Raw genomic sequence first — 26516 nt, 5'->3', positions numbered from 1 at the left:
TAGCATACAACATTTCTAATTACTTATTCCCAAAAATTATATATTCACACTGCTGAACATCCCCTTGATAATCTCTCGCTATCTGCAAACAACTCTCCTTATTTTTAGACGGCCTTCAAAGAGAACCACGCTGCAGGAAAATTATTCTCAAAATTAGTATTCTTTGTTCCTCTTAAATTTCGATTTCGATTACGCAAGTTTCGCTTCCAAGTTTCAGGTTACACTATGGTTAATTCATAACAAAAAATATGTGAAATACACCCCGCAGTAAATGCTGGCAAGACTCTTCGCCAGACACGCGAATCATAAATATTTGTTTCATTATAAATTTCTTGCCACAGGGAGTAATGAGCTTGTTTATTTTAAAATTTGCCTTAAAACCGAAAGATAATCTGCTCTATTTTTTACAAAATCCATTTCAGAAATATCGATGATTTTAATAGTATCGCTGTGTTGGTTTTTGATATATTCCAGATACCCATCATTAATTTTCCTTAGATAGCCTGCTTTTATGCTCTTCTCGTACTTTCTACCCCGTTTTTTGATATTCTCAAGAAGTCTATCTGTATTTTGATATAAATAGACATACACATCTGGTTTTGCCAGTTCTTTGTGCATCAAATGAAAAAGCTTTTTATATAGATTAAATTCCTCTGGTTGTAGGGTGACTTTTGCAAATATTAAAGATTTATACGCATCATAATCTGCTACCACACAATGTTTAAACAAATCAAACTGATTAATATCTTCCAATAATTGTTGATATCGATCTGCTAAAAAAGACATCTCTAAAGGAAATGCATACCGTTGCTGGTCTTCGTAAAATTTGGGTAAAAAAGGATTGTCTTTGAAACGTTCTAAACTAAGTTTTGTATTAAAATCTCTTGAAATTAAATGCGCTAAACTTGTTTTTCCAGCGCCAATGTTTCCTTCAATGGCTATATAATTGATCTTGCTGAAATCATAACTTGTCTGAGGATTCCTAAGCCATTTCAATTGTTTAATAATGGTACTTTCATCATTGGTATGAGCCAATAATCTAATCACCGATGTTTTTAGTACTGGATGAATGATTTCAGAATTTATTTCTGCCAATGGTTGTAATACAAACTTCCGATCCACCATTCTAGGATGTGGCACTTGCAAATCCCTCTTATCAATAACCTCATCGTTATAAAGCAATATATCTATATCAATTATACGCGATTCGTAGGCATCACCTTTTTTTAATTTGCGTCCTTGTTGCTTTTCAATATTTAAACATGTCTTTAATGCTTTAGCCGCAGTTAATTGGGTAGATACTTCCAAAACACAATTAAGAAAATCACTTCCTTCAAAACCCAAAGCTGGAGTTTCATACGCTGAAGAGATTTCACCAATAGCACCAAGCTGCTCAAAGATAGCATCCACTGCTGCTTGCAAATGTTCAAAGCGGTTGCCTAGATTACTTCCTAGACTTAAATAGAGGGTATTGGATTCGATGATGGCTTAGTATTTTATAACGAAATTAAGAAAAACAAAGCTACTCGCAATTATATTTGTGGACAATAAAAAACAGTGATTAATAAATCTATAAAAGACCAATTAACAGCAGAACGACTCTATCTTTTTTTAGGAGCCATCTTTATATGTTCTCTTGTAGTTTCAAATTTAATTTTTCAAAAGTTTTTTTATTGGGACTTTTTTGGACTTTATAACTTTGAAATTTCCGTAGGCATTTTACCATATCCCATCACATTTTTAATCACAGATATAGTTAGTGAAGTGTATGGGAAGAGGAAAGCCAACCAATTAGTAAGCGCAGGAATTATAGCTTCTTTTTTCTCATTAGGCATCGTATACGTAGCAGATGCAGTACCTGCCACAACTTGGAGCCCCATAAATAACGAATTGTTTAGCGCTGTTTTTGGTGCCACGGCTATGGCTGTATTCGCATCAATGATGGCATACTTATTGGCGCAATACATCGATATTCAAATATTTCATTTCTGGAAACGTTTAACAAAAGGAAAACATTTATGGTTGCGAAATAATTTTTCGACCTTTCTATCACAATTTGTAGATACAGCTGTTGTCTTATTGTTGTTGTGTAGTTTTGGAAAGATTGATTGGGAACTTTTCACGAGACTATTGTTAAGTGGTTTTCTATTTAAAACTTTAGTAGCATTATTGGACACCCCATTTTTATACTTAGCGGTAGGATTGTTGAGAAAAAGATTTGGCTTAGCCGAAGGAGAAGAATTATTAGTGAGTAGTGAAAATTCATACTAAAACGACGCATATACATTTATAGTAAAAAAATATTAAAGATTATGAAGAAGATATTTAAAATTATTGGAATTATTGTTGGAATTTTATTGATACTATTATTGGCAGCCCCCTACCTTTTTAAGGATTCACTTGAAAAATTATTGGTCAAGAACATCAACGAAAACCTTAATGCTACCGTAGCTTGGGAGGTTTTTGATTTGAGTCTTTTTAGCAGCTTTCCTAATGCCGCCTTGGTGATTAACAACTACAGTGTAATTAATAAAGTCCCTTTTGAAGGGGATACTTTAGTAGCTGGGCAGCAGTTAAAATTAAATATGGGAATTACCCAACTTTTAAATGGTGGTGGTGACCCCATAAAGTTAGATGAAATAATTCTCAACAAAGCAAAGCTGAACATTAAAGTTGACGTTAATGGCAATGCAAATTATGATATCGCCATAAAAGAAGACACTCCTGGAACCATAGAAAACACAGAGGAAGCTGGTAATGGTTTTACTTTTGACCTTCAGCATTATGAACTGAATGATTCAGAGGTTATTTATACAGATGAGAGCACAAAAACATGCTTAACCCTTTCTGAATTTAATCATGAAGGAACAGGGGATTTTTCTATGGACACGATGCAATTGGATACGCAAACAAGTACCATCGTGAGCTACAAGATGGAAGGTGAGGAATATCTAAACAAGACTGCGATCGTGCTAGATGCTGTATTTCAGATGGATTTATTCAATCAAAAATATTCTTTTCTTAAAAACGAGGCAAGAATCAATGATCTCCCGCTCACTTTTGATGGGTTTGTACAAATGAACGAGACCAATAATGAAATAGATTTGACCTTTAAAACTCCAAGTTCAGATTTTAAAAATTTCTTAGCATTAATTCCTAAAGCCTATGTAAAGGACATGGATGGAGTTTCTACAACCGGAAATTTTTCAGTGAATGGAACACTCAAAGGAATCGCAGATGAAGAAAGAATTCCGACGATGGATATCAAAGTGCGAAGCGAGAACGCTTCGTTTAAATACCCAGATTTACCTAAAGAAGTGCGTAATATTTCAATAAATGTAGATCTGGTTAATACAACTGGGTTTATGAAAGACACCTATTTAAATATAGGAGGAATAACCTTTAAGATAGACAACGAAATCTTTAATGTTAGCGGAAATGTAAAAGACTTTACCGAAAACATGCTGATTAATTTAGCCCTTCAAGGAACATTAAACCTTGCAAACATCAATAAAGTATTACCCATTGAAATGGAGCAAAATTTAACAGGAGTTTTTAAAGCAGATGTCGTTACAAATTTTGACATGCAATCTGTGGAAAAGGAGCAATATCAAAATATTAAAACAACTGGTACCGCAAGTTTAAATGGTTTTAATTATAGTGATGCAGCCTTCAAAAATCCAATTGCGATTTCAAATGCATCCATAAAAATGAGCCCTGGCAACATTATTTTAGAAGATATGAATGCTACCACGGGTGATACCGATGTTAATGCAAGTGGAACCATCCAGAATTTGATTCCTTGGATTATGGCGAAACAGGATTTAAAAGGTAGGTTTTTACTAAAATCAGATACGTTTAACCTAAATGATTTTATGAGTGAAACATCCGAAAGCGCTACTGGAAATGAAAAAACTTCTCTTAGTACTGCTGAGGATAAAATAAAAATTCCAGATTTCTTAGATGCAACGATAGATTTTCAAGCAAAGAAAGTAATCTATGACGACCTTACTTTGGATAATGCCAAAGGTAGTGTTGTTATTAAAAATGAAACAGCAGGGCTCAGGAACATCACTTCTAGTCTTCTAGGAGGTGACATTGCACTAGACGGAAATATTTCAACCAAAACCGAGACCCCAACCTTTGCAATGGATCTTGATTTGAGTAAAATTAACATCGACGAATCATTTGCAAAACTTGGAATACTAAAATTTCTTGTGCCTATTGCTAAAGGATTACAGGGCAATATGAATACTAAAATCAAACTTAACGGAAACCTTAATAGCGATTTAACTCCAGACCTTAAATCACTTGCTGGAAATGCCTTTGCACAAATTTTGACAGCCGAAGTAAACAAAGAACAAATACCTTTATTGAATGCTTTAGGGAGTGAATTAAGCTTCTTAAATCTTGACCAATTAAGTGTCCAAGATGTCGCTACAAACCTCAAATTTGACAATGGAAATATTGTTGTTAGCCCATTCGATTTTGATGTTCAAGGAATTAAAATTACTGCTGGCGGTTCGCACGGCTTTGATCAAAATATGAATTATAATATCAAAATGGATGTGCCTGCAAAATATTTAGGGAGTGAAGTCACTTCGTTATTGGCCAAACTCGATCCAGCTGAAGTAGATAAAATGACCGTAGCGTTACCTATAGGATTAACAGGTAGTTTTGATAATCCAAAAGTTAATTTAAATACCAACGCAGCTATTTCAGAACTAACTAAGAAATTGATCGACAAACAAAAAGACGATTTAATAAATCAAGGTGCAAATGCTATACAAGATCTTATAGGCGGCGGAAATTCTAACGAAAACAATGGCACTACAAACTCAGCTAATGATGCATTGAGCGGTATTTTAGACGGTATTATAAAGCCAAAAGACAGCACTACTCCCAGCACAACTAATCAAAATGGAACTAACACCAACAGCACTACCGAAACGATTAAAGATGTTTTTGGAGGTCTCTTTGGGGGAGGTAAAAAGAAGAAGAAAGATTCGATTAAGGGCGGGAACTAATAAACACATTGTGCATCAGCTATCTATAATTAAAACCAAGGATTAGTGGAATATTCGCTGTAAGTTTAATACCCCTTTAATATAGTGGTAGACCATAAATCGTTTAGATCCTATTAAAAAGTTTTTCTTTCAACGCTCCCTGCCATTCTTCTTTTAGAATACTTAGCACAATACTATTTCTTCGTTTATCTTCTATTGCAAAGTTTTGACGCAAGACACCTTCAACGGTGCATCCTATGCTTTTCATAGCCGCGATACTGCGTTCGTTATTTACATCAGCTCTAAATTCAACACGCTCGTAACCTAGGGTTTCGAAGGCATAACCAAGCATTAAATATTTTACATTCATATTCAATCCTGTACCTTGATATTCTTTACCATACCAAGTATATCCAAGCATTACAGTTTTATGAAATGGGTCGATATTGTAAAACCTCGTGCACCCTGCATAGCTCTTTTTTAGAAGGTCGTAAACTACAAAAGCATAAACAGTTCCAGCAATTCTGCCTTTAATCGCTGCGGAAATGTATCCATTTAAATCATCTTTATTCTTGAGCTGCTTTAATGAATAGGTCCAAATTTCAGGTTGATTTTGCACAAAATTGAATAGTTCTTTTTCATCGGTTTCCTCTAATGGGCGCAGCATTACCCTATCATTTTGGAGTTCAATGTTGTCTGAAGTATTCATTTATCCTTTAACGGTAATTGAAACCACAGAACCTTCATTACTGCGCACGTTAAAAACGGTGTTATCTTCAAACAGTAAATACTGTCCTTTTATACCTTTAAGCACTCCTTGATATTCGGGAGTTTTAGTAAGGTTTAATGTTTTCAACTTTGTAGGGTATTGAAGTACGGGAAAATGAATCGTTGTTTCTGTGTTGTTTTCTATAAAATAAGCTCGCGCTTCTTCTGGTATGTATTGCTTTAAAGTATCACGCCATTCTAGTAAATTTTCATCTTTAATTTCGTTTTTCAGCATCGCACGCCAATTCGTTTTATCTGCCACGTATTCTTTTAGGGCTAGTTCTGTTATTCCTGCCAAGTACCTATTTGGGACTTCTACAATTTCAATTGCCTCGTGCGCTCCTTGATCAATCCATCGGGTGGGCACTTGCGTCTTTCGAGTCACTCCTACTTTAACATTGCTGCTGTTCGCAAGGTATACTATGTGCGGTTTAAGCTGTACCTTTTCTTCATAGGCAAGGTCCCGATCTTCTATTCCTAAATGTGCTTTACTTAATTCTGGTCGCATAATCCAATCTGCAGCCTGCGGAATTTCATAAAAACAGTCGTAACAAAACCCTTGTCTGTATATTTTTTTATGTAGCTCGCAGTTCAAACATTGATACCCCAAAAAATTGATAGTCAGTGTTTTATTCAATAATTGGTTCATATGAATAAAATCATTTTCAAAAACTAAGTAATACTGAATAGGGTTTCCGATTTCAGTTTGCATTTTTGTTAAAACACCTTTGTACTGCATAAAATAAAAATTGTATTTTTAAAACCTAAAGATAGGTCAAAAATATGCCAATCCCCATAGTTAATTCGATTGCCAGCTGGTTTTTAAAAAAGCGATTTCATCAAATTGAGCTTTTCTTAAAATATCCCATAGATGTACAAAATGAACTGCTTGAACATTTACTTCAGAAGGCAAAAAACACAGAGATTGGAAAAGAATATGATTTTGACTCTATTAACAATTACCGCCAGTTTGCAGAACGTGTTCCTATAACTACCTACGAGGAAAATCATAAAAACATAGAGCGTGCACGTCGCGGTGAAAGCAATATTTTCTGGCCAACACCTATAAAATGGTTTGCAAAATCTAGTGGAACCACAAATGCTAAAAGCAAGTTTATTCCTGTGAGTCTAGATTCACTGGAAAATTGTCATTATGCTGCAAGTAAGGATTTGTTATGCATGTACTACAACAACAATCCAGATTCTCAGCTCTTTGTGGGTAAAAGTTTGCGGCTTGGAGGAAGCAAGGAATTGTACCAAGAAAACGGAACTGTATATGGAGACCTTTCAGCTATATTAATAGACAATATGCCATTTTGGGCAGAATACAGCAGCACACCCAGTAGCGAAATTTCGCTTATGGGAGATTGGGAAGTAAAGATGCAGGCGATTGTAGATGAAACAATAAGAGAAAATGTAACCAGCCTAGCTGGGGTTCCTTCTTGGATGCTTGTCCTTCTCAATCAAGTAATCGAAACTACGGGAAAAAACAACCTGCTTGAAGTATGGCCTAATCTTGAAGTTTATTTTCACGGAGGCGTTAGTTTTGAACCTTATATTGAACAATACAATAAATTACTTCCTCGAGATAATTTTAGATGCTATGAAATCTATAATGCTTCAGAAGGATTTTTTGCTATTCAAGATAGGAACAGCAACAAGGAATTACTGTTAATGCTCGACTATGGTATTTTCTATGAATTCATCCTTATGGACACCTACGGAAGCTCATCAGAAAAAATTATTCCGTTAAGCGAAGTCGAAGAAGGGAAAAACTATGCTATTATAATTACAACGAACGCTGGTTTATGGCGTTATAAAATTGGGGATACAGTGCGTTTTACTTCAACAAGTCCACATCGTATAAAGGTAACAGGACGCACCAAACACCACATTAATGTATTTGGAGAGGAGCTTATCATTGAAAATGCGGAAACTGCCTTAAGAGAGGCCTCTCAACTTACCAACTGTGAAATTGTAGATTACACCGCCGCTCCAATATTTATGGAAGGAAAAGAAAAAGGTGCACACGAATGGATTATCCAATTTAAATCACCGCCTTCAGATCTTATCGCGTTTTCAAAAAGCTTAGACAATGCACTCATGAAAGTAAATAGTGATTATGAAGCAAAGCGATATAATAATACAACACTAAACGCTCCTAAAGTTCACCAAGCTCGTGAAAAATTATTCTACGATTGGTTAAAACAAAATGATAAATTAGGAGGACAACACAAGGTGCCTCGTTTGTCAAATAAACGAGATTATTTAGAAGAATTATTGTCCTTGAATGGATAGTGAAATTGATCATTTCGTTTAAAGACATCATTAGTCCGACTAAATAAACGCCGAAAATCGTTGTTTATACGCGCTTTAACGAGACAACCTAACTTCAAACACACTTCAACGAGTTTCTAATGTACTTCAACTAATTTGTTTGGTAGTCCTTTTCTTACATGTTACGTTTGTACTGTTCAAATAAATGAACAGACATAATGAAAACATTTATTTTTATTCTTGCAGCAGTTATTTTCACAAGTACATTTACTTCTTGTGGAACAACTCATAAGATCCAAAAAGCCGACCCACAATTAGCTGGTTATACACTGAAAAGCAAAACAGAATTAATGCAGCAAAATATTGTAAACACACGATCTAAGAAAGTGATCGTTGCCCCGTAAATAATAATTTTTAAGTAAGTTAAGTTGCTCCTGATTGTAATGATCAGGGGTTTTTTTTTGCCGTGTTGAAACGCAGCTTATAGGCCTTTTACTCCCTTCGCTAATAATAATACTTATCCGATATATAAAACAATAAGAGTGAGTAAAAAAAAACAGCGCCAAACACATTGTGTTTGGCGCTGTTAAGTTCTCAAAGAAACTTAGTTTAAGACACTGCCTTCAATTTTTTGATGGTAGACTTATTAAGTTTATCCTCAGCATACTCTGCTGTTATATGTAGTTTTTTCTCATCGGTACCTGGTAGTTCGAACATTGCATCGGTCATAACAGCTTCGCACAAAGACCGCAATCCTCTCGCTCCTAATTTATATATAATAGCTTGGTCTACGATAAAATCAAGTGCTTCAGTGGTAACAACAAGTTCAATCCCATCCATCTCAAAAAGCTTCATATATTGCTTAATGATGGCATTCTTTGGTTCTGTAAGAATCGCTCTTAGGGTTCCTTTATCTAAGGGATTCATGTACGTTAATACCGGAAGTCTGCCAATAATTTCAGGAATAAGCCCAAAGTCTTTCAAATCTTTAGGTATGATGTACCTTAAAATATGATCTTTCTCTAGTTTGTTCTCATTCATAGATGCGCTAAAACCTACTGCCTGTAAATTGAGTCGCTTAGAAATGTGACGATCTATGCCGTCAAAAGCACCCCCAGCTATGAACAATATATTCTCCGTATTTACTTCTATAAATTTTTGATCAGGGTGCTTTCTTCCACCTTTTGGCGGTACATTTACTACGGTTCCCTCGAGAAGCTTTAAGAGCGCCTGCTGCACTCCTTCTCCACTCACGTCTCTTGTAATAGAAGGGTTGCTACTCTTTCTAGCTATTTTATCTATCTCATCTATGAAAACAATTCCGTTTTGTGCTTTTTCTAGATTGTAATCTGCTGCTTGTAAGAGTCTCGTTAAGATACTTTCTACATCTTCACCCACATATCCCGCCTCTGTCAAAACAGTGGCATCTACAATGGCCAAAGGAACGTTTAACATTCGTGCAATTGTTTTTGCAATGAGCGTTTTTCCAGTTCCAGTTTGTCCTACGATTATGATATTACTCTTTTGGATTTCGATATCATCGTCACTCTTAGGCTGCAGCAATCTCTTATAGTGATTATAAACCGCAACAGACATCACTCTCTTTGTATGCTCTTGACCTATTACGTAGTCATCCAAAAATGATTTAATCGTCTTTGGTTTTTTAAGCATCAAATCTTCGTTCAACTCTGTATTTCCTGTATGTGTTGCTTCTTCCACAACAATACCATGCGCTTGCTCTATACAGCGGTCACAAATATGCGCATCCAATCCTGCAATAAGCAAACTGGTTTCTACTTTCTTACGTCCACAAAAAGAACATTCTAATACTTCTTTTGCCATTTTCTTTAATTATAAATTACTCAACTCAATTTTAGTTATGAGCAATTAGTATACACCTACAAGTTATGTGGATACATAATTATTCACGTGTTAAAATCTCATCTATCATTCCATACGCTAAAGCGCGATCTGCTTTCATCCAGTAATCACGATCACTATCTTCATAAACCTTATCGTAGGTTTGACCGCTATGCTTCGCAATTATATTGTACAATTCTTCCTTAAGTGTAACGATTTCGCGAGCTGTAATTTCAATATCACTTGCTTGTCCTTGTGCACCACCCATTGGCTGATGAATCATAACTCTTGAATGCGTTAACCCGCTTCGTTTTCCTTTTGCACCCGCACACAACAAAACAGCTCCCATAGAAGCCGCCATCCCGGTACAAATAGTTGCAACATCTGGCTTGATAAACTGCATGGTATCATAAATACCTAATCCAGCATATACACTACCTCCTGGCGAATTGATATAAATTTGAATATCCTTTGATGCATCTGTACTTTCTAAGAAAAGCAATTGTGCTTGTACAATATTTGCTACTTGATCATTAATTCCAGTTCCCAAAAATATAATACGATCCATCATTAATCTTGAAAAAACATCCATCGAAACAGCATTCATTTGGCGTTCTTCAATAATGTTAGGCGTAAGAGAAACTGGATACATACTACTCATTATCTTATCGTAGTAGGTGCTGCTTATTCCTTGATCTTTTACAGCGTAATTCTTAAATTCTTTTTTGTAATCCATACTATTTTAAAATCTTTTTTATCTGTAATTATTTTTGTTAAGGACAACATACTGTCTCCATAAATTAAGGCGCCACATTCAAAATAAACATACCTAAAGATACCTAAATTTTTGATGCTTTACTCATAAGCTTCTTTGATAAACTTCTCGTAAGTGACCTCTTTAGTTTTAAGCTTTGCATTTTCTTTAAAGTAGTGCATTAACTTATTCGTATTCAATTGCTCACTAATTCTTTTTACTTCCTCTTCGTTAGACATGATTCTAGCAGCAATATTGTCTAATTCTTCATCGCTAGGATCCATTTGACCAAATTGCGCCATCTGCCCTTTAATCATTTGTCGAGAATAATCCTTTAACTCTTCAAAAGTAGCCTGCAAATTATTTTCTGCTCTTAACTTCCCCTCTATTAGCTGGTATCGCAATCCTTTTTCACTGCGCTCATATTCAGCTTTTGCCTCCTCTTCGGTCATTGGTTTTTCTGAAGAAACTTGAATCCACTTCTCTAAAAATTCCTTTGGAAGATCAAATTTTGTATTTTCAATTAAAGAATCTACAACATCGTTCAACATTTTTTGATCGCTTTGTTGCTCAAATTGCTTTTCGGCATCTTCTTTTATCTTCGCTTTTAGTTCTTCTTCAGATTTTACAGTGTCTTTTCCAAACAGCTTATCAAATAGCTCTTGATTTAAGTCGGCCATTTCGCGTGTATTCAACTCCTCGATCTTAAATGAAACCTCAACATCAAGACTATGTGCCTTATCTTGAGCTACCCCTAAATGCTTTTGATTGTCGTGGTCATCTGCAAACAAGCCCTTAGTTTTGAGTGTAACTACATCTCCAACCTTCGCCCCCATTAAAGCGGTAATTTGTTTTTTTCCTTTTAAAGAATCAAGCTCAAGAGTAGTGGATTTGTCTATACCTTCTGCCTCATTGGTAAAGGTACCTGTAATCTCATCTCCCTTAGAAACCGTGTCCTTCTTGGTCAGTTTCCCGTATTGCTTGCGAATTGTTTTTACCTGATTGTCCAACATTTTTTTATCAGCAACCACTTTGTAATTGTTTACCGATTTCTTTGTAACATCAACATCGAACTTTGGTGCCATCCCTAAATCAAACTGAAATGTAAAGTCATCACTGTTCCAATCGACAACAGTTTCGTTTTTAGGAAGTGGATTACCAAGAACATCTAGTTTTTCTTCGGTCATGAATTTATGAAGTCCTTCTTGAAGTAATTTATTGACTTCCTCCACCAATACCGCTTGGCCGTATTGTTTTTGAACCATCCCCATTGGAATGTGTCCTTTTCTAAAACCTGGAACATTTGCGGTCTTGCGATAATTATTCAGTACCTTATTAACCTTGTCCTGATAATCTTCTTTTTTGATGTCTACAGTAACTACTGCGTTTAATGCATCAATATCCTTTTTTTTGATATCCATTGTGTGATATAAATTAACGTGTCTGTTTCTATGTTCCCAAGAGCATTTTACAGTGGTTTATGGGAGTGCAAAAATACGACAATTTGACCATTTGAGCAACTAACTTAAAAGTAGTTTTCCATGAAGTATGCGCCACTAAAATAGTTAATAATTGTCTAATGTTACACTTGTTTTGTTGAACAAATTGTACCTTGCGAATTGTTACGAAAAGAAAGTAAAAACAACAATTAACATTAAAATTAGAAGATTATGTTTGGGCTCTTTAAAAATAAAAGTGAAAAAGATCAACTTCAAAAAAAATACGAACAACTTTTAAACGAATCGTATAAACTTTCTACCACGAACCGAAAGCAGAGTGATCAAAAGGCAGCAGAGGCAGAAGAGGTAATGAAAAAAATCGCCGCACTTGCAGACAAAAAATAAAACGATGCCTAAAAAAAAACCAGATCTAGTAGTTTTTAATGAGGAATCAAACACTTATGATGCTTCCTTAAAGCCATACCCTACGAATTTAGGGGCTCCGGCCATTGAAGTTTTAGATACGAGTGCTTGGAAAAACCGAAGCATTAGCAAAGTAAATCATAAACTAAAGTCAAAATTTGCTGAACTTAAAATAGCGTATGACGCTATGATAGTTGAGTATGAATACAATAAAATGATTTATGCTTCGAAATTTTCTTTTGAGCCAATCGTAGGTCAAGTATATCATTTATACAACAGAGCATCTGGCGAAACCTTTCTTTCAATCATTTCTCCATCAGAGTGCAATTTTGATCTCGCAGGAAGCTTTTACTTAAATGCTGAACAAATCTGGCAAAAACATGAAGAATAAACTCCCTGAAATTACTGGAAGAGAATTCACTGAAAGAGAGCTGGATCGCATTATAGAAATGGCGTGGGAAGACCGCACTCCATTTGAAGCCATCAAATTTCAGTTTGATCTTACCGAGAAAGATGTGATCGTTCATATGCGTCGCACCTTAAAAGAAAGCAGCTTCAAACGATGGAGAAAACGCGTAAACAGTGGGGTGAGCAAAAAACATTTAAAGAAACGAAATTCGGGAATTGATAGGTTTAAATGCTCTCGCCAGCGACAAATAACCGGAAACAAAATAAGCAAGCGATAAATAAGCTTATAGCCATGACCCAAGTTAACCTAATCTTTCCGCATCAACTCTTTGAAGCATCTCCGCTTTTTGAAAATGTAGGCACGTTTATTATTATTGAAGAAATCTTATTCTTTAGTCAATATAACTTTCACAAACAAAAACTTGCCTTTCACCGCGGTACTATGAAGGCATACGAAGCTTTTTTAGTGTCAAAAAAAATAAAAGTTCGTTACGTTTCAGCCAAGGAAAAAACTGCGGATGTTCGGGTTCTGATTGATCACCTTAAAACTGAATTTGAAGAAATACACTATATCGACCCTACCGATTATTTATTATCAAAACGCATAAAAAGTTCTATTACAGCAGCAGAATTAAAACATGTTCGTCACGACTCCCCGTTATTTATTAATACACCGCAATCACTTAAAAGTTTTTTCACTGAAACTAAAAAGAAATTTCATCAAACAAGTTTTTATATTCAGCAACGAAAAGAACTCGAAATATTATTAATAAACGGTGATCCCGAAGGCGGATCTTGGACCTTTGACAAAGAAAACCGAAAAAAATATCCAACAAAAAAGACCCCTCCACCCGTTCATTTTCCGGCGGAAACAAAATATCATAAAGAGGCAAAAGAATATGTAACGAATACTTTTTCTAAAAATCTTGGCGAAATAGAACAGTTCCCTTTATATCCCATCAATTTTAAAGAAAGTAAGATTTGGTTGGAACAATTTTTAGAGCAGCGTTTTTTTGACTTCGGAATTTATGAAGACGCTATCGTGGATCACAATTCGTTTTTAAATCATAGCGTACTGAGTCCGCTTTTAAACGTGGGCTTATTATCGCCTAATTATGTCGTTGAAAGAGCGCTGGCCTTTGCAAAAGAAAATGATATCCCAATTAATAGTACCGAAGGTTTTGTTCGTCAAATAATAGGTTGGAGAGAATTTATGCGAGGGATGTATGAAGCCAAAGGCGTCCCCATGAGGACTTCCAATTTTTGGAAACACACCCGCAAAATTCCAAAGTCATTTTATGATGGAACCACAGGGATTTTACCCATAGATACTACGATTAAAAAAGCATTAAAAACCGGATACTCCCATCATATTGAGCGACTAATGATACTGGGAAATTTTATGCTGCTTTGCGAATTTGATCCCAAGGAAGTCTATCGTTGGTTTATGGAGTTGTTTATAGATGCTTATGATTGGGTTATGGTCCCTAACGTTTATGGAATGAGTCAATTTTCAGATGGCGGTTTTTTTGCTACAAAACCCTATATAAGTGGAAGCAATTACGTTTTAAAAATGAGCAATTACAAAAAGGGCGACTGGCAGCCCATTTGGGATGGGTTATTTTGGAATTTTATGGACAAAAACAGAATATTTTTCAAAAGCAATCCTCGTCTTGGGATGCTCCTTGCTATGTTTGATAAAATGCCCATAGAAAAAAGAGAGACACACCTTACAAATGCAGCTAAATATTTAAAATCGTTGGACTAAAAATTTATAATTGATTAAAATCACTCATACATTACGATACTAACTTCATATAATCTCATCTCCTTTCGGTCTAATAAGAGAAAGGCATTACCATATTAACGAAGTTGCTTTATTTCAAATGGAAAACTTTCCAGAGAATAAGACAGACCAAATAAAATTATTAGGCTCCTATTTATTAGGGTTCTTTTTAACCAATATGGTGGTAACAAAAAATAATCTGAACCCTAAACTTTCAGTTTTTCTACTAATTTTGAAACGGTAAGTCCTTGGACTAATATAGAAAACACAACAACAATATAGGTAATTACCAAAAACAATTCGCGATGCATCTCTTCTGTCAAACCAAGTGCTAGTGCAATTGAAATCCCACCTCTAAGACCTCCCCAAGTCATTATCAAGTTTGTATTGGGAACAAAATCTAACTTCTTTTTAAAGAAATTAATTGGTAGTAATAAAGAAGTAAATCTGCATAAAAGAATAATTGGGATTGCTAATAGTCCCGCGAGAATGTAACTGCCTTCAAAGGTAAGCACGAGCATTTCCATACCAATTAAAACAAACAGAATTGTATTTAACAAGACATCAATTAATTCCCAGAATTTATCCACATAGTCTTCTGTGATTTTTGACATAGCATTGTCTCGCACTGTATCCATTCCTACCATAAGTCCTGCTGTTACCATGGCTAATGGAGCCGAAAGATGAAGATAATGGGCAATTGCCGTTCCTACCATTACTGTTGCCAAAGTAATAATTACTTCAATATCATAATCATCAATAGATTTCATCAAACGGTACGTAACCCAACCCAATAAAAGACCAAGAGCAATACCCCCTATTACTTCTTGGGCAAATAATGAGGCAACATCAATTACCGAAACATTATCGCCGCCTAGTGATGCTATTTGATAAATCGTTAAAAAAACCACAACGCCCACGCCATCGTTAAAAAGTGATTCGCCAACGATTTTGGTTTCAAGTTTTTTTGGCACTTTAGCCTGTTTTAAAATTCCAAGGACCGCAATAGGATCTGTTGGAGAGATAAGGGCGCCAAATAGCAAGCAATAAATAAAAGCAACCTCCAAACCTATAAGCTGGAGTACATAAAACATTATTGTCCCTACCAAGAAGGTAGACACTAAAACTCCCAAAGTCGAGAATGCTAGCACCGGCCCTCGTTGCACCTTAAGCTGGTTAAAATTGGTATGTAAGGCCCCTGCAAATAGCAAAAAACTAAGCATTCCATCGAGTAAAACTGTTTTAAAATCAATTTGGTTAATAATATCTTTCTCAGCATTCAATAAAGTGGAATCAAAATAACTTAAGATTAAGACAGCCAAGGTAAAAACGATGGTAACTAGCATTAAACCAATCGTATTTGGCAGTTTTAAAAAACGAACATTAATATATCCGAAAATAGCAGAAAGAGCCACTAACACGGTAGCAATTAAAAAATAATCCATAGATGAAAAATTGTTGCGGCTAAGGTACTAATAAACTAACTCGGGGCAGAGTCCACATGGTGTTAAAATCACAAAAAAAAGAAATCCCAAATTAAAAAAAATCGAGGCAAAACCTCGGGGCATTAAACCCGAAAAATCAATAAATGGTGGGCGTACTTGTTAAACGAATTCTTTGTGTCTGCTGCGATTGTTTCAACTGTAACTGCTAGCACTAACAAAATAAGGCTGAATTATCAAGGACTATTACAAACATATATTTGCCTTTTAGTTTATAGCTCCTTAGGTGTTCGTTTCAATGTTTGATAAAATAACATTGCCTCTATAAAAGAGCAAGATTAATAATTTTTAGAGACAATAAAACGCTGTATATCCAGATCTAAGCTCGATATAATTTCATCCTGTTGTAAAGGGTCAATCAATATTAACAGTTCGCTATATAACAAGGGCATGTTTTCCTTAAAACGTTCCCGCAGCTTTTTATTGATTTTATTAAACAAAACCGATTTTGATATAGATTTAAAAATATATTCTTCACTAATGCATATTGAAGAATCTTCGTTAAATGATATCTTTGTAGCGCTCGTAATTGAAGGTCTTGAAACTAATTTATTCATTAATAAAAACTCGGCCATCGTTACAAGAATCGCTTCGTTATCTGCGTGCGCATGGAGTGCCATCATAAATCGTATTTTCTCAAATATAGCAGGGACGACAGCTTATCTTTCATAAAAAAAAGTTAAACATTTTTTTATGATAGTATTACTATTATATTTGTCGAAATTATGGAAATGTTACAAATAAATATCACCATTAGTCCAGCACTATATACTCGGAATCCTGAAGCCACAACACTGGGTAAAAAAATAGTGAGTGAGAGCATAAAGCTTATAGACGAACTTGGATTTGAGTCCTTTACCTTTAAAAAACTAGGCATTGCTATTGGTTCTAATGAAAGCTCGATCTATCGTTATTTTGAGAGTAAACATGCCTTGCTTGTTTATCTTATAAGCTGGTATTGGAGTTGGATCGAATATAAGTTGGTTTTCACAACAAATAACATTGTATCATCAGAACAAAAATTAATTTCAGCTATAAAGATTATCACAAAACGAGTTACTGAAGACAATACCGTATCGTTTGTAAACGAAGTACTTCTTAACAAGATAATTATTGTAGAGTCTTCAAAAGCATATCATACTAAGGATATTGATGCCGAAAATAAAAAGGGGTATTACTTGAGTTACAAACGTGTGGTGCAACGGGTAAGTGATATTGTTTTAGAAGTGAATTCTGATTTCAAGTTTCCACATATGTTAATCTCTACAGTAATTGAAGGAGCCCATCACCAGCGCTATTTCTCGCAACATCTTCCTTCTTTAACAGATGTAATAGAAGGACAAAATGATGTGGTAAATTTTTATAAACACCTTGTAATAAACGCTATAAAATGAAAGAAATAATGACACCTTGGAGACGGTTTGTTAGTTTGTTAAAACTTGACAAAAAAGATATCAGGCAAATATTCTATTATGCAGTTTTTGCTGGTTTAGTTGCCCTTACTCTTCCTTTAGGAATACAAGCAATCATTAATCTTATTCAAGGAGCGCAAGTTTCTTCATCGTGGATTGTATTAGTCGTTTTAGTAACTGTAGCGGTAGCATTTCAGGGTGCACTTCAGTTAATGCAAATTAGAATTTTAGAGAATATGCAACAAAAGATTTTCACCCGAGCGTCTTTTGAATTTGCCTATAGATTTCCAAAAATTAAAATCGATCAATTGCGCAATTATTATCCGCCAGAGTTAGCAAATCGTTTCTTTGATGTATTAACCATTCAAAAAGGGCTCTCAAAAATTCTATTAGATTTTCCCGCAGCAGCGTTACAGATTGTTTTTGGTTTGATACTACTCTCTTTTTACCACCCTTTCTTTATTATTTATGGCTTCCTATTGGTGCTTCTCATTTACATTGTATTCAAGTTTACTGCCAAACGTGGCTTAGACACAAGTCTTTCTGAGTCTAAGAAAAAATATAAAGTAGCGCATTGGATTCAAGAGGTGTCTCGTTCATTAGTGAGCTTTAAACTATCTGGAAGCACAAGTTTAGCAATGAAACGCAATGATGAACTTACGATACAATATCTCGATGCTCGTGAGAGCCACTTTAAAGTTTTAGTATTGCAATTTATCCAGCTTATTGGTTTTAAAGTTTTGGTAACCGCAGGGCTTTTAGTCATTGGAGGATTGCTAGTACTAAACCAACAAATGAACATTGGACAGTTTGTTGCTGCGGAAATCATCATTTTATTAGTGATTAGTTCAGTTGAAAAACTAATCCAAGGACTAGAATCTTTCTATGATGTTCTCACTTCTCTTGAAAAAATAGGACAAGTAGTGGATAGAGAACTGGAGGCGCAAGACGGTGAAGATCCATTTTCAGAAGACCATCTTTTTCTTATAGAATTAGACAACATAAAATACACCTCTCCTGAGGGGCAAGAAATACTAAGCGACATAGATTTTAATATAGACAAAAATGACCGCATTTTATTTGATGGCGCATCAGGGGGCGGTAAAACTACCTTGTTAAAAATTCTTTCAGGATTAATATACCCCACAAGTGGTTCGTTATATGTGAATGACGTTTCTATGAAAGGTATTTGGCCTAATAAATACCGTGCCCGCCTTGGACAAGTATTACCCAATCAGCTTCCTTTTGAAGGCACGATCCTAGAAAACATAATTTTTGACCGCAAAGACATTTCTCAAGAGCATTTACACAGTGTGCTTAGAAATTTAGGATTAGATGTCTTTATTAGGGAGCAACCTAATGGTATAAACACTTTACTCTATCCTGAGGGACAACAAATCCCATATACTGTTTCAAAAAGAATTGTCTTGGCACGAGCCATTATTCATGACCCTAAATTATTGTTATTAAAGGATCCTCTAGAACATTTTGAGCCAGAAGAAGCAGAAAAAATCATAAAGTATCTTACCGCTTCAGAAAGACCTTGGGCACTTGTAGTTGCTAGCCGAAATCCGCAATGGAAGAAATATTGCAACCAAACGATAAAAATTTCAGAAGGAAAAATAACATCTAAAACTAGCAACAATGCTTAATATATCTAACAACCAGTTAAACAAAAGGGTTTCTCTAGAAGGGTATGCATCGTATAAAAAGATATTCATCTCAAAATACAACACTCTTTTTAATAGATTTTTAGGAGCGTTTTTTATTGTTTTTTTAATAGTACTGCTTTTGCCTTGGACACAAAATGTAAATGGAAACGGTTTTCTAACAACACTCACTCCAGACCAAAGACCACAAACCATACAATCTCAAATTCCTGGAAAACTGGAAAAATGGTTTGTTAGAGAAGGAGATTTTGTAAAAAAAGGAGACACTATTCTCTTTATTTCTGAAATTAAAAATGAATACCAAGATCCACGATTGGTAGAGCGAACTAACGAACAAAGAGATGCCAAAAGTAGATCTGTATTATCCTATCAAGAAAAAATAAAACAATTAAAAAATCAAGTAGGAGCCTTATCTAACGAGGGGCAATTAAAGCTTTCGCAAGCAGAAAACAAGTTAAAACAAGCACGTTTTAAAGTGACAAGCGACACCGAAGATTTTAAAGCCGCACAAACAAATATTGACATTGCAGCACGGCAGTTTGAGCGTGATTCAACATTACAAGCTGAAGGGTTAAAAGCAATGACCGATGTAGAAGAAAAACGCTTAAAATTACAAGAAACACAGGCAAAATTAATTGGCCAAGAAAATAAATTGCTTGCGAGTAAAAATGAAGTAATTAATGCACAAATAGAAATAAACAGAATTAGTGCAGAATATGTAGAGAAAATTGCCAAAGCCAGAAGTGATCGTTTTACAGCAGAATCTAGCCAGGCGGAAGCAGAAGGAGAAGTTTCAAAATTGGAAAACATATCTGCTAATTATAGTATTAGAAATTCACTACTTTATATTACTGCACCTCAAAACGGTTTTATCAACAAAGCAATTATGGGAGGTATTGGAGAGACTTTTAAAGAGGGAGAGAAACTCGTAGGCATTATGCCTGCTAACTACGACCTTGCGGTTGAAACCTTTGTAGAACCTATTGATTTGCCATTAATGCACTTGGGAGAAGATGTGCGTATTCAGTTTGATGGATGGCCTGCTATTTTCTTTAGCGGTTGGCCAAATGCATCTTTTGGAACGTATGCAGGTAAAGTGGTAGCTATTGAAACTTTTATTAGCAGCAATGGTAAATTTAGAATTCTAATTGCACCTGATACAGATGAAACACCATGGCCACCAAACATACGCGTTGGTTCAGGAGCTTATACAATTGCATTACTGGAAGATGTTCCTATTTGGTATGAGATGTGGCGACAATTAAATGGATTCCCTCCTAACTATTACAAACCTGATGTAAAAGAAGCAAAAACAGTCCAGAAATAATGAAGCTAGTTTTTAACTATATCGTTTTAATGTGTTTTTTAGGTTTTACTGAAATTTCAATAGGTCAAACTACTGAAACCAATGTGGAAAATACCCTCACTTTCGAAGAGTATTTAGGCTATGTAAAAATGCATCACCCATTGATGAAACAGGCAGAACTAACGCTAAAAATGGGGGAGGCAACTTTGTTAAGAGCACGTGGTGGTTTTGATCCAAAAATTGAAGTAGATTATGACCGAAAGAAATTTAAAAATACAGCGTATTTTGATCAACTAAACGCCGCTTTTAAAATACCAACGTGGTATGGGGTAGAGTTTAAAGCAAATTTTGAAGAAAATACGGGTGCATTTTTAGACCCTAGTTTAACAGTGCCAGATGATGGTTTATATAGTGCAGGAGTGTCATTTTCTCTTGCACAAGGACTGCTTATCAATGAACGAATGGCATCCCTAAAACAAGCACGGTTTTTTAGAGAACAAACAAAAGCCGATAGAGATATATTGGTAAACAACTTATTATTTGAAGCAAGCCAGGCTTACTTTGATTGGATTGAAGCAACTAACGAGCAACGTATTTATCAAAACTTTCTAGCCAATGCCACTATACGATTGCGAGCCATACAACGCAGTGTAGAAGCTGGAGACAAAGCAGCAATAGATATTACAGAAGCTAGGATCATTTTAGAAACTCGGAAATTGAACCTTGAAGCAGCCACATTAAAGAAGAGAAAAGCCGCTTTAGTAGCGAGTAATTTTATATGGCTCAATGATATCCCGATGGAAATACAAGATGATGTAACACCACAACTACCAACAATTGAAACACTCGAAACCTCTTTGCTAATAGAAGGAATAACAAATACAGATGCATTATTAGTGAATCATCCAAAACTAAAAAGCTTGGATGCAAAAATTGATGGTTTGACTGTTGACCGAGCATTAAAAAGAAACAAGTTATTACCTAAGTTAGACTTACAATACAACTTTATTACTCAAGAAAATGACCAACTTAATAGTTTTAACACTGCAAATTATAAAGCATTTGTAAACTTCAGTTTTCCGTTATTCTTAAGAAAAGAAAGAGGTGATGTTAAATTAGCAAATTTAAAATTGAACGATGTTGCTTTTGAAAGAACAGCCACTTCATTAGCACTTCAAAATAAGATTGAAGCAACGCAAGCCGAAATTCTTTCGTACGAAATACAAACCCTTTTAATAGATTCTATTGTAACCGATAATATCGCCTTAGTAACAGCTGAAGAACGCAAGTTTTCTTTAGGAGAAAGCTCCTTGTTTTTAATCAACTCCCGCGAACAAAAGTTAATTGATGCTCGATTAAAAGAAAATAAACTACTCGTTAAAAATCTTATGGCCACTGCTAATTTGTATAATGCATTGGGCATTGTTGAACCTAGTCTAACTAATTAAATTATACATAAAACAAGTAACCTCTCTGATAAAATATTAAGGAAGGCACAAATTAAAAACAGGACTGGATGCTAACATTAACCCTGTTATTAAAAAACCAAACTAGACAGCGTTTTTTTGGAAGTATCAATTATTATTTAAAACTTTAAATATGATATTACTACATAATTCAATTCCAGAAATAAATAAATCTAGATTAGCTCTAACAGATACAGCATTAAACGCAATCTATAGACTCATAACTTTTAGTAGAAAATATTTAGCAGATGGCTTACTAGACAGTATTCTTAGCATTGCCCAAAGTTTCAAAGAGGATTTAGGCATAAAAAATGCTCCAGTGGAGGCTCAAAATCAAGAAGAAGCAACCCTGCAAGTAAATAACCTCAACAAAACACTTAAATTTATAACTCAGGAGATAAACAAGGGGGCTAATTTTAAAAATAAACTACAATTTTTTCAGTTATTTAGATTGACATCTCCAGAATCTCAAATATTACATCCTAATAAATATAGACCTCAATTAGTTAAAATAGGCTCCTATTTATGTCCTAATCCTAAGGAAGCACCTTCCCTAGTAAATGAATTATTTCATAAATCACCCTTTATCAAAAAAAGAGTAATGAGAGCTAATAAGAATACATCCATTTGCAGATGGAAATGGAGGAACCACTAGGATTGCTAAAAATTCGATATACATGTATGATTTATATCCACCTATATATATATAGCGGAAGAGAAAAACGAGTACGCAACAACTTTGAGTCTAAGTTTTAAAAATTTAGAAAAGAATCCAGAAGTTTGGAAATATCATACTATTAACTTTTTTAGACAAGAAATTAATAGAATTTACCGCAACACCAATTTGATGTATCATAAAATAAACAAAATTGGCTATTCAAATATTAAAACTAAAAAAGATGAATAAACCTCTTATTATTAATTCTGTAAAAGAATATCTTCAAATTTTTATTGGAATTATACTTGCAAGTATTGGTTTAAAGGCATTCTTACTGCCCAATGGATTCTTGGATGGTGGTGTTACAGGAATTGCAATTTTGCTAAGCAGGTTGTTTGATATAGACATTTCAATCCTATTATTGCTTTGCAGCGTTCCATTTCTCATTGTTGGGATTTACACCATATCAAGACGTATTTTAATAAAATCTATCGTCTCCATTGCATTACTATCCATTTCTATTGTTCTAGAAACGTTTCCTGTAATTACAGAGGATAAGTTGTTAATCGCTATTTTTGGAGGTTTATTTTTAGGAGCAGGAATTGGACTTTCTATTAGAAACGGCGCCGTGCTAGATGGCTCAGAAATCTTAGGGGTATTTATTTATGATAGGCTGGGAATTAAAATTGGAACTACAATTTTAATCTTTAATATTATCTTATTTTCAATAACCGCTGTTCTACTTTCTACTGAAATTGCAATGTACTCTATCCTCACCTATATCGTTACTGCCAAAGTAATCGATCTAGTTATTGAAGGTTTTGAGGATTTTGTAGGCTTTACCATTGTATCTAGAAAAGCAACACTCATTGAAGAGGCGCTGTTACAAGAGATGGGAGTGGGCGCTACCATTTACAAGGGCGTCTCTGGCTATGGAAGCACAGGCAAACAAGAAGAAACCAGAATTATACACACGGTAATAAACCGAATAGATATTAGGAAAACCTATCGCGTCCTAAACGAAGTGGATAAAAATGCTTTTGTGATCGAGTTTGACGTTAACAATGTTAAAGGTGGTGTTTTGAGAAGATACTTCAATAAAAATAAAGAAAAAAACCTTGCAGAATCTATCACTAATGACCTCACAAAGTCTTAGAAAAAGCTGACTAAAATAACGTTATCCTTTAGTATTTGTCGAACCAATTAAAATGAAGGTCCATAACCCTATCCTTACTCGTCTCGATATGATTCTTAAATTCTTTAGCAATCACAGACATATTCTTAGAACTCAACCAAATTAAATTCCAGTTGGATATTATGGGTAGTTTTTTAACAGGAATTATCTGCAAGTCGCCATTTTTAAGTTCATTTTTTATCCCGATTAATGGCATTATAGAAAACCCCACACCTGCTATAACTGCTTGCTTTACCGCTTCGTTTGATGTAAGCTCCATTTTCTTATAGGTAGATATTTTCTGTGAAGCTATAAAACGTTCCATTGCATTACGAGTAGCAGATCCTTGCTCTCGATATATTAATGGAAGTTCTTCAAAATTTGTATTAGAAATATACTTTCCTGAATGAGTATAATCTTTGCCTCCAACCAGATGCAACCGATTCTCCATTAATTTAATGGAATTAATTTTAAGTTTTTTAGGCAGCGTGGAGACCATTGCAAAATCAACGTTATTGTTCTCCAGTGCCCTTATAACTTCCGCTTTATTGGTTACATCCATAATAAGATCTACGCCAGAATTCTCTTTTATAAAATCAGCAAGAAAAAAAGGCATCGCGTATTTAGCTGTTGAAACAATGGAAATTTTCAATTTTCCTGCGAGTTCTCCTTGAAACGAAAGTGCCTTATAATTTATAGCCCTAACTTCTTCTAAAATAGAAGCTGCAGCCAATGCTATTTCTTCTCCAAATTCTGTGATGTAAATTTTCCTTCCAACTACTTCAAACAAAGGAATTTTAAACTGTTCTTGAAATTTTTTAAGTTGAATTGAAACAGCGGGTTGGGTTAAAAAAAGCTCTTCAGAAGCCTTAGTAACCGATTTTAATTTGGCTATTCTATGAAAAATCTCAAGTTGATGCAGTGTGTAGTTCATAATAAAAATTAATGTTTTTGATAATAAATATAAATAAAAATATGTGAATAAATGAATTCATCTTTACCAAAATTTAAAAAAACGAAGATCAATGGATTTAAATTTACTCATAGACAACTTAACAAACCCTGCATTGCTTTTTTTCTTTTTAGGGGTTGTGGCTGTTCAATTAAAAAGCGACCTCAGCATTCCTGAAACCTCCTCTAAATTTATTTCGCTATACTTATTATTATCCATAGGGTTTAAAGGTGGTCAAGAACTCGCGCACAGCACATTTACAACAGAAATATTATGGTCAGTACTTTTCGGAATTTTCCTCGCGGTAATCGTACCAGTCTACACTTATTTTATTTTAAGACAAAAATTTAACGTTGAAAATGCTGGTGCAATTGCAGCTACTTATGGTTCTGTTAGCGCTGTGACTTTTGTAACTACTATTTCCTTTCTTGAGATGAAAGGAATTCCTTTTAATGGGCACATGGTAGCAATAATGGCATTGATGGAGGCACCTTCAATTATAGTCGGATTGTTATTGATTAAAATATTTAAAAAAAACCAAAAAGAATCGAACATCCCAATGAAAACAGTAATTAACCACGCATTAACAAATGGTAGTGTCTTACTTATTTTGGGTAGTTTACTCATTGGTTTTCTTGCAAACGATGCGCAAGCAGAAGGAATTAAGCCTTTTACAACTGATATTTTTAAAGGATTCTTAGCTGTCTTTTTACTTGATATGGGGATTACAAGTGGTCGCAAACTATCAGACTTCCTAAAGAAAGGTTGGTTCGCGACCTTGTTTGCAATTATTATCCCAATAATAAATGGTGTTGCTGTAGCATTTATTAGTGGCGTATTTACTGAAAGTGTCGGGAACAGGCTACTATTTGCAATACTTGCGGCAAGTGCATCTTATATTGCGGTACCAGCAGCAATGAAGTTAGCAGTCCCCAAGGCAAATCCTAGCTTGTACATACCAATGGCCCTTGCTATTACTTTTCCCTTTAATATTACCTTAGGAATGCCATTATACCTTTATGTGATCAATCTTACATAAACAAAACTTATACATTACATTAAAAATATAAATAAACATAAATGAATCTTATTTAAGACCTTTGTAAGGAATATTAAAAACATAATTACCGTGGAATCAATGATATCAAACAACACAAGAACAGAACAAAAAATTAATTTAATTGATGGTAGCTTTACTGTAAACCAAGCTTCAGATATTATCAACTCTGTGCTTAACGTAAAGATTAATTTCCACAAACTACAACGATTATCACGAACCGAAGGAAATACTGAAGACACCTGTGACTTTGATAATGGAAGAATTGATGAATTGTTGGCGCAGCAAATTATCGCAAAGAAATTCTTTTCTGAAGCAAGATTAGAAGGAAAAAAAATAAAAATGAAAAGTGTTATTCAAATAACACTGGAAGATTAATTGTTTGTTTTGATTGTTACTTATATTATATAGCATATCGTTTAAGTAACGTTAAGAAAAGCCAGCTTCTAGCTGGTTTTTCTTTATTTAAAAAATTATTTCGTCCCGAAATAAGTTGACACAATTTCAACTTATTTCGGGACGAAACAGTATTACCAAGGTAACATCCAAATGGCATAATAATAATTGATTTGATGCGAAAACAACCAACTCGATGACA

General features: G+C 34.7%; 26 protein-coding genes. 17 read left to right on the top strand and 9 right to left on the bottom strand.

Annotated features, from left to right (window positions below; all coding sequences use genetic code 11):
* Positions 1 to 357: 357 nt before the first annotated feature.
* Positions 358 to 1482 carry a 2-amino-4-hydroxy-6-hydroxymethyldihydropteridine diphosphokinase gene (gene folK / locus ABXT67_RS08890; protein ID WP_415376968.1) on the bottom strand — a complete coding sequence of 375 codons (1125 nt, stop codon included), beginning with the start codon at positions 1480 to 1482 and terminating at the stop codon, positions 358 to 360.
* A gap of 75 nt (positions 1483 to 1557) precedes the next feature.
* On the opposite strand from folK, the gene ABXT67_RS08885 reads away from it, so the two are divergent.
* Both ABXT67_RS08885 and ABXT67_RS08880 read left to right on the top strand, forming a co-directional pair.
* Positions 1558 to 2271, top strand: coding sequence for a queuosine precursor transporter (locus tag ABXT67_RS08885; RefSeq protein WP_415373666.1), 714 nt, complete (start codon positions 1558 to 1560; stop codon positions 2269 to 2271).
* Positions 2272 to 2312: 41 nt separating this feature from the next.
* On the top strand, positions 2313 to 5027 hold the full coding sequence (locus ABXT67_RS08880; protein WP_415373665.1) for an AsmA-like C-terminal region-containing protein: 2715 nt from the start codon (positions 2313 to 2315) through the stop codon (positions 5025 to 5027).
* Between the two features lie 103 nt (positions 5028 to 5130).
* On the opposite strand, the gene ABXT67_RS08875 is transcribed toward ABXT67_RS08880, so the two are convergent.
* On the bottom strand, positions 5131 to 5715 hold the full coding sequence (locus ABXT67_RS08875; protein ID WP_415373664.1) for a GNAT family N-acetyltransferase: 585 nt from the start codon (positions 5713 to 5715) through the stop codon (positions 5131 to 5133).
* Positions 5716 to 6513 (bottom strand): DUF2797 domain-containing protein, encoded by a 798-nt coding sequence (locus ABXT67_RS08870; RefSeq protein WP_415373663.1) that lies wholly within the window; start codon positions 6511 to 6513, stop codon positions 5716 to 5718. It lies immediately after the preceding gene.
* Between the two features lie 44 nt (positions 6514 to 6557).
* On the opposite strand from ABXT67_RS08870, the gene ABXT67_RS08865 reads away from it, so the two are divergent.
* The gene (locus tag ABXT67_RS08865; protein WP_415373662.1) at positions 6558 to 8072 is read left to right on the top strand and encodes a GH3 auxin-responsive promoter family protein; all 1515 of its coding nucleotides are present in this window, start codon (positions 6558 to 6560) and stop codon (positions 8070 to 8072) included.
* A gap of 197 nt (positions 8073 to 8269) precedes the next feature.
* On the top strand, positions 8270 to 8455 hold the full coding sequence (locus ABXT67_RS08860; protein ID WP_415373661.1) for a hypothetical protein: 186 nt from the start codon (positions 8270 to 8272) through the stop codon (positions 8453 to 8455).
* Positions 8456 to 8660: 205 nt separating this feature from the next.
* On the opposite strand, the gene clpX is transcribed toward ABXT67_RS08860, so the two are convergent.
* The 3 genes from clpX to tig all read right to left on the bottom strand — a co-directional run bounded on the left by clpX (position 8661) and on the right by tig (position 12086).
* Complete coding sequence (clpX, locus tag ABXT67_RS08855) at positions 8661 to 9893, bottom strand: ATP-dependent Clp protease ATP-binding subunit ClpX (protein ID WP_415373660.1); 1233 nt, start codon at positions 9891 to 9893, stop codon at positions 8661 to 8663.
* Positions 9894 to 9972: 79 nt separating this feature from the next.
* Positions 9973 to 10647, bottom strand: a complete 675-nt coding sequence (gene clpP / locus ABXT67_RS08850) for an ATP-dependent Clp endopeptidase proteolytic subunit ClpP (RefSeq protein ID WP_415373659.1) — start codon at positions 10645 to 10647, stop codon at positions 9973 to 9975.
* 119 nt (positions 10648 to 10766) lie between these two features.
* Complete coding sequence (gene tig, locus ABXT67_RS08845) at positions 10767 to 12086, bottom strand: trigger factor (protein WP_415373658.1); 1320 nt, start codon at positions 12084 to 12086, stop codon at positions 10767 to 10769.
* Between the two features lie 249 nt (positions 12087 to 12335).
* Here tig and ABXT67_RS08840 point away from each other — a divergent pair, with 249 nt between their 5' ends.
* From ABXT67_RS08840 to ABXT67_RS08825, 4 genes are read left to right on the top strand one after another with little or no spacing between them, the layout of a single operon-like run.
* A complete protein-coding gene (locus tag ABXT67_RS08840; RefSeq protein WP_415373657.1) occupies positions 12336 to 12509 on the top strand; it encodes a Lacal_2735 family protein in 174 nt (57 codons plus the stop codon).
* Between the two features lie 4 nt (positions 12510 to 12513).
* A complete protein-coding gene (locus ABXT67_RS08835; RefSeq protein ID WP_415373656.1) occupies positions 12514 to 12918 on the top strand; it encodes a DUF2452 domain-containing protein in 405 nt (134 codons plus the stop codon).
* Positions 12908 to 13213: a TIGR03643 family protein gene (locus ABXT67_RS08830; RefSeq protein ID WP_415373655.1), complete on the top strand. Its 306-nt coding sequence runs from the start codon at positions 12908 to 12910 to the stop codon at positions 13211 to 13213. The genes ABXT67_RS08835 and ABXT67_RS08830 overlap by 11 nt, the downstream gene beginning before the upstream one ends.
* A gap of 14 nt (positions 13214 to 13227) precedes the next feature.
* Complete coding sequence (locus ABXT67_RS08825) at positions 13228 to 14703, top strand: cryptochrome/photolyase family protein (protein WP_415373654.1); 1476 nt, start codon at positions 13228 to 13230, stop codon at positions 14701 to 14703.
* Between the two features lie 224 nt (positions 14704 to 14927).
* Here the strand turns inward: ABXT67_RS08825 and ABXT67_RS08820 are convergent, their stop codons facing one another.
* A complete protein-coding gene (locus ABXT67_RS08820; RefSeq protein WP_415373653.1) occupies positions 14928 to 16166 on the bottom strand; it encodes a cation:proton antiporter in 1239 nt (412 codons plus the stop codon).
* 335 nt (positions 16167 to 16501) lie between these two features.
* Entirely contained in the window at positions 16502 to 16846 is a 345-nt protein-coding gene (locus ABXT67_RS08815; RefSeq protein ID WP_415373652.1) for a hypothetical protein, read from the bottom strand.
* A 108-nt stretch (positions 16847 to 16954) separates the two neighbouring features.
* On the opposite strand from ABXT67_RS08815, the gene ABXT67_RS08810 reads away from it, so the two are divergent.
* The 7 genes from ABXT67_RS08810 to ABXT67_RS08780 all read left to right on the top strand — a co-directional run bounded on the left by ABXT67_RS08810 (position 16955) and on the right by ABXT67_RS08780 (position 23891).
* Complete coding sequence (locus ABXT67_RS08810) at positions 16955 to 17617, top strand: TetR/AcrR family transcriptional regulator (protein ID WP_415373651.1); 663 nt, start codon at positions 16955 to 16957, stop codon at positions 17615 to 17617.
* A complete protein-coding gene (locus tag ABXT67_RS08805; RefSeq protein WP_415373650.1) occupies positions 17614 to 19287 on the top strand; it encodes a peptidase domain-containing ABC transporter in 1674 nt (557 codons plus the stop codon). Before ABXT67_RS08810 ends, ABXT67_RS08805 begins: the two co-directional genes overlap by 4 nt.
* A complete protein-coding gene (locus ABXT67_RS08800; protein ID WP_415373649.1) occupies positions 19280 to 20632 on the top strand; it encodes an HlyD family secretion protein in 1353 nt (450 codons plus the stop codon). The genes ABXT67_RS08805 and ABXT67_RS08800 overlap by 8 nt, the downstream gene beginning before the upstream one ends.
* A complete protein-coding gene (locus ABXT67_RS08795; protein WP_415373648.1) occupies positions 20632 to 22059 on the top strand; it encodes a TolC family protein in 1428 nt (475 codons plus the stop codon). Before ABXT67_RS08800 ends, ABXT67_RS08795 begins: the two co-directional genes overlap by 1 nt.
* 151 nt (positions 22060 to 22210) lie before the next feature.
* The gene (locus tag ABXT67_RS08790; protein ID WP_415373647.1) at positions 22211 to 22732 is read left to right on the top strand and encodes a hypothetical protein; all 522 of its coding nucleotides are present in this window, start codon (positions 22211 to 22213) and stop codon (positions 22730 to 22732) included.
* On the top strand, positions 22689 to 22787 hold the full coding sequence (locus tag ABXT67_RS08785) for a hypothetical protein (protein ID WP_415376967.1): 99 nt from the start codon (positions 22689 to 22691) through the stop codon (positions 22785 to 22787). Before ABXT67_RS08790 ends, ABXT67_RS08785 begins: the two co-directional genes overlap by 44 nt.
* A gap of 189 nt (positions 22788 to 22976) precedes the next feature.
* Entirely contained in the window at positions 22977 to 23891 is a 915-nt protein-coding gene (locus tag ABXT67_RS08780; RefSeq protein ID WP_415373646.1) for a YitT family protein, read from the top strand.
* A gap of 28 nt (positions 23892 to 23919) precedes the next feature.
* On the opposite strand, the gene ABXT67_RS08775 is transcribed toward ABXT67_RS08780, so the two are convergent.
* Positions 23920 to 24843 (bottom strand): LysR family transcriptional regulator, encoded by a 924-nt coding sequence (locus ABXT67_RS08775; RefSeq protein WP_415373645.1) that lies wholly within the window; start codon positions 24841 to 24843, stop codon positions 23920 to 23922.
* Positions 24844 to 24934: 91 nt separating this feature from the next.
* Here ABXT67_RS08775 and ABXT67_RS08770 point away from each other — a divergent pair, with 91 nt between their 5' ends.
* On the top strand, positions 24935 to 25900 hold the full coding sequence (locus ABXT67_RS08770; RefSeq protein WP_415373644.1) for a sodium-dependent bicarbonate transport family permease: 966 nt from the start codon (positions 24935 to 24937) through the stop codon (positions 25898 to 25900).
* 99 nt (positions 25901 to 25999) lie between these two features.
* The gene (locus ABXT67_RS08765; RefSeq protein WP_415376966.1) at positions 26000 to 26296 is read left to right on the top strand and encodes a hypothetical protein; all 297 of its coding nucleotides are present in this window, start codon (positions 26000 to 26002) and stop codon (positions 26294 to 26296) included.
* The last annotated feature ends 220 nt before the right edge of the window (positions 26297 to 26516 follow it).

Source organism: Patiriisocius sp. Uisw_017 (genome assembly GCF_047731265.1).
Taxonomy (GTDB): domain Bacteria; phylum Bacteroidota; class Bacteroidia; order Flavobacteriales; family Flavobacteriaceae; genus Patiriisocius.
This window is presented reverse-complemented; position numbering and strand designations above follow the sequence as displayed.

Excerpts from the sequence above, each read along its gene's own strand:
- ABXT67_RS08800 (WP_415373649.1), top strand. The coding sequence starts at position 19,280 with ATGCTTAATATATCTAACAACCAGTTAAACAAAAGGGTTTCTCTAGAA.
- ABXT67_RS08875 (WP_415373664.1), bottom strand. The coding sequence starts at position 5,715 with ATGAATACTTCAGACAACATTGAACTCCAAAATGATAGGGTAATGCTG.
- clpX (WP_415373660.1), bottom strand. The coding sequence starts at position 9,893 with ATGGCAAAAGAAGTATTAGAATGTTCTTTTTGTGGACGTAAGAAAGTA.
- ABXT67_RS08860 (WP_415373661.1), top strand. The coding sequence starts at position 8,270 with ATGAAAACATTTATTTTTATTCTTGCAGCAGTTATTTTCACAAGTACA.
- clpP (WP_415373659.1), bottom strand. The coding sequence starts at position 10,647 with ATGGATTACAAAAAAGAATTTAAGAATTACGCTGTAAAAGATCAAGGA.
- ABXT67_RS08790 (WP_415373647.1), top strand. The coding sequence starts at position 22,211 with ATGATATTACTACATAATTCAATTCCAGAAATAAATAAATCTAGATTA.
- ABXT67_RS08810 (WP_415373651.1), top strand. The coding sequence starts at position 16,955 with ATGTTACAAATAAATATCACCATTAGTCCAGCACTATATACTCGGAAT.
- ABXT67_RS08805 (WP_415373650.1), top strand. The coding sequence starts at position 17,614 with ATGAAAGAAATAATGACACCTTGGAGACGGTTTGTTAGTTTGTTAAAA.
- ABXT67_RS08820 (WP_415373653.1), bottom strand. The coding sequence starts at position 16,166 with ATGGATTATTTTTTAATTGCTACCGTGTTAGTGGCTCTTTCTGCTATT.
- ABXT67_RS08765 (WP_415376966.1), top strand. The coding sequence starts at position 26,000 with ATGATATCAAACAACACAAGAACAGAACAAAAAATTAATTTAATTGAT.
- ABXT67_RS08780 (WP_415373646.1), top strand. The coding sequence starts at position 22,977 with ATGAATAAACCTCTTATTATTAATTCTGTAAAAGAATATCTTCAAATT.
- ABXT67_RS08870 (WP_415373663.1), bottom strand. The coding sequence starts at position 6,513 with ATGCAGTACAAAGGTGTTTTAACAAAAATGCAAACTGAAATCGGAAAC.
- ABXT67_RS08825 (WP_415373654.1), top strand. The coding sequence starts at position 13,228 with ATGACCCAAGTTAACCTAATCTTTCCGCATCAACTCTTTGAAGCATCT.
- ABXT67_RS08775 (WP_415373645.1), bottom strand. The coding sequence starts at position 24,843 with ATGAACTACACACTGCATCAACTTGAGATTTTTCATAGAATAGCCAAA.
- ABXT67_RS08880 (WP_415373665.1), top strand. The coding sequence starts at position 2,313 with ATGAAGAAGATATTTAAAATTATTGGAATTATTGTTGGAATTTTATTG.
- ABXT67_RS08865 (WP_415373662.1), top strand. The coding sequence starts at position 6,558 with ATGCCAATCCCCATAGTTAATTCGATTGCCAGCTGGTTTTTAAAAAAG.
- ABXT67_RS08830 (WP_415373655.1), top strand. The coding sequence starts at position 12,908 with ATGAAGAATAAACTCCCTGAAATTACTGGAAGAGAATTCACTGAAAGA.
- ABXT67_RS08795 (WP_415373648.1), top strand. The coding sequence starts at position 20,632 with ATGAAGCTAGTTTTTAACTATATCGTTTTAATGTGTTTTTTAGGTTTT.
- tig (WP_415373658.1), bottom strand. The coding sequence starts at position 12,086 with ATGGATATCAAAAAAAAGGATATTGATGCATTAAACGCAGTAGTTACT.
- ABXT67_RS08840 (WP_415373657.1), top strand. The coding sequence starts at position 12,336 with ATGTTTGGGCTCTTTAAAAATAAAAGTGAAAAAGATCAACTTCAAAAA.
- ABXT67_RS08815 (WP_415373652.1), bottom strand. The coding sequence starts at position 16,846 with ATGATGGCACTCCATGCGCACGCAGATAACGAAGCGATTCTTGTAACG.
- ABXT67_RS08770 (WP_415373644.1), top strand. The coding sequence starts at position 24,935 with ATGGATTTAAATTTACTCATAGACAACTTAACAAACCCTGCATTGCTT.
- ABXT67_RS08835 (WP_415373656.1), top strand. The coding sequence starts at position 12,514 with ATGCCTAAAAAAAAACCAGATCTAGTAGTTTTTAATGAGGAATCAAAC.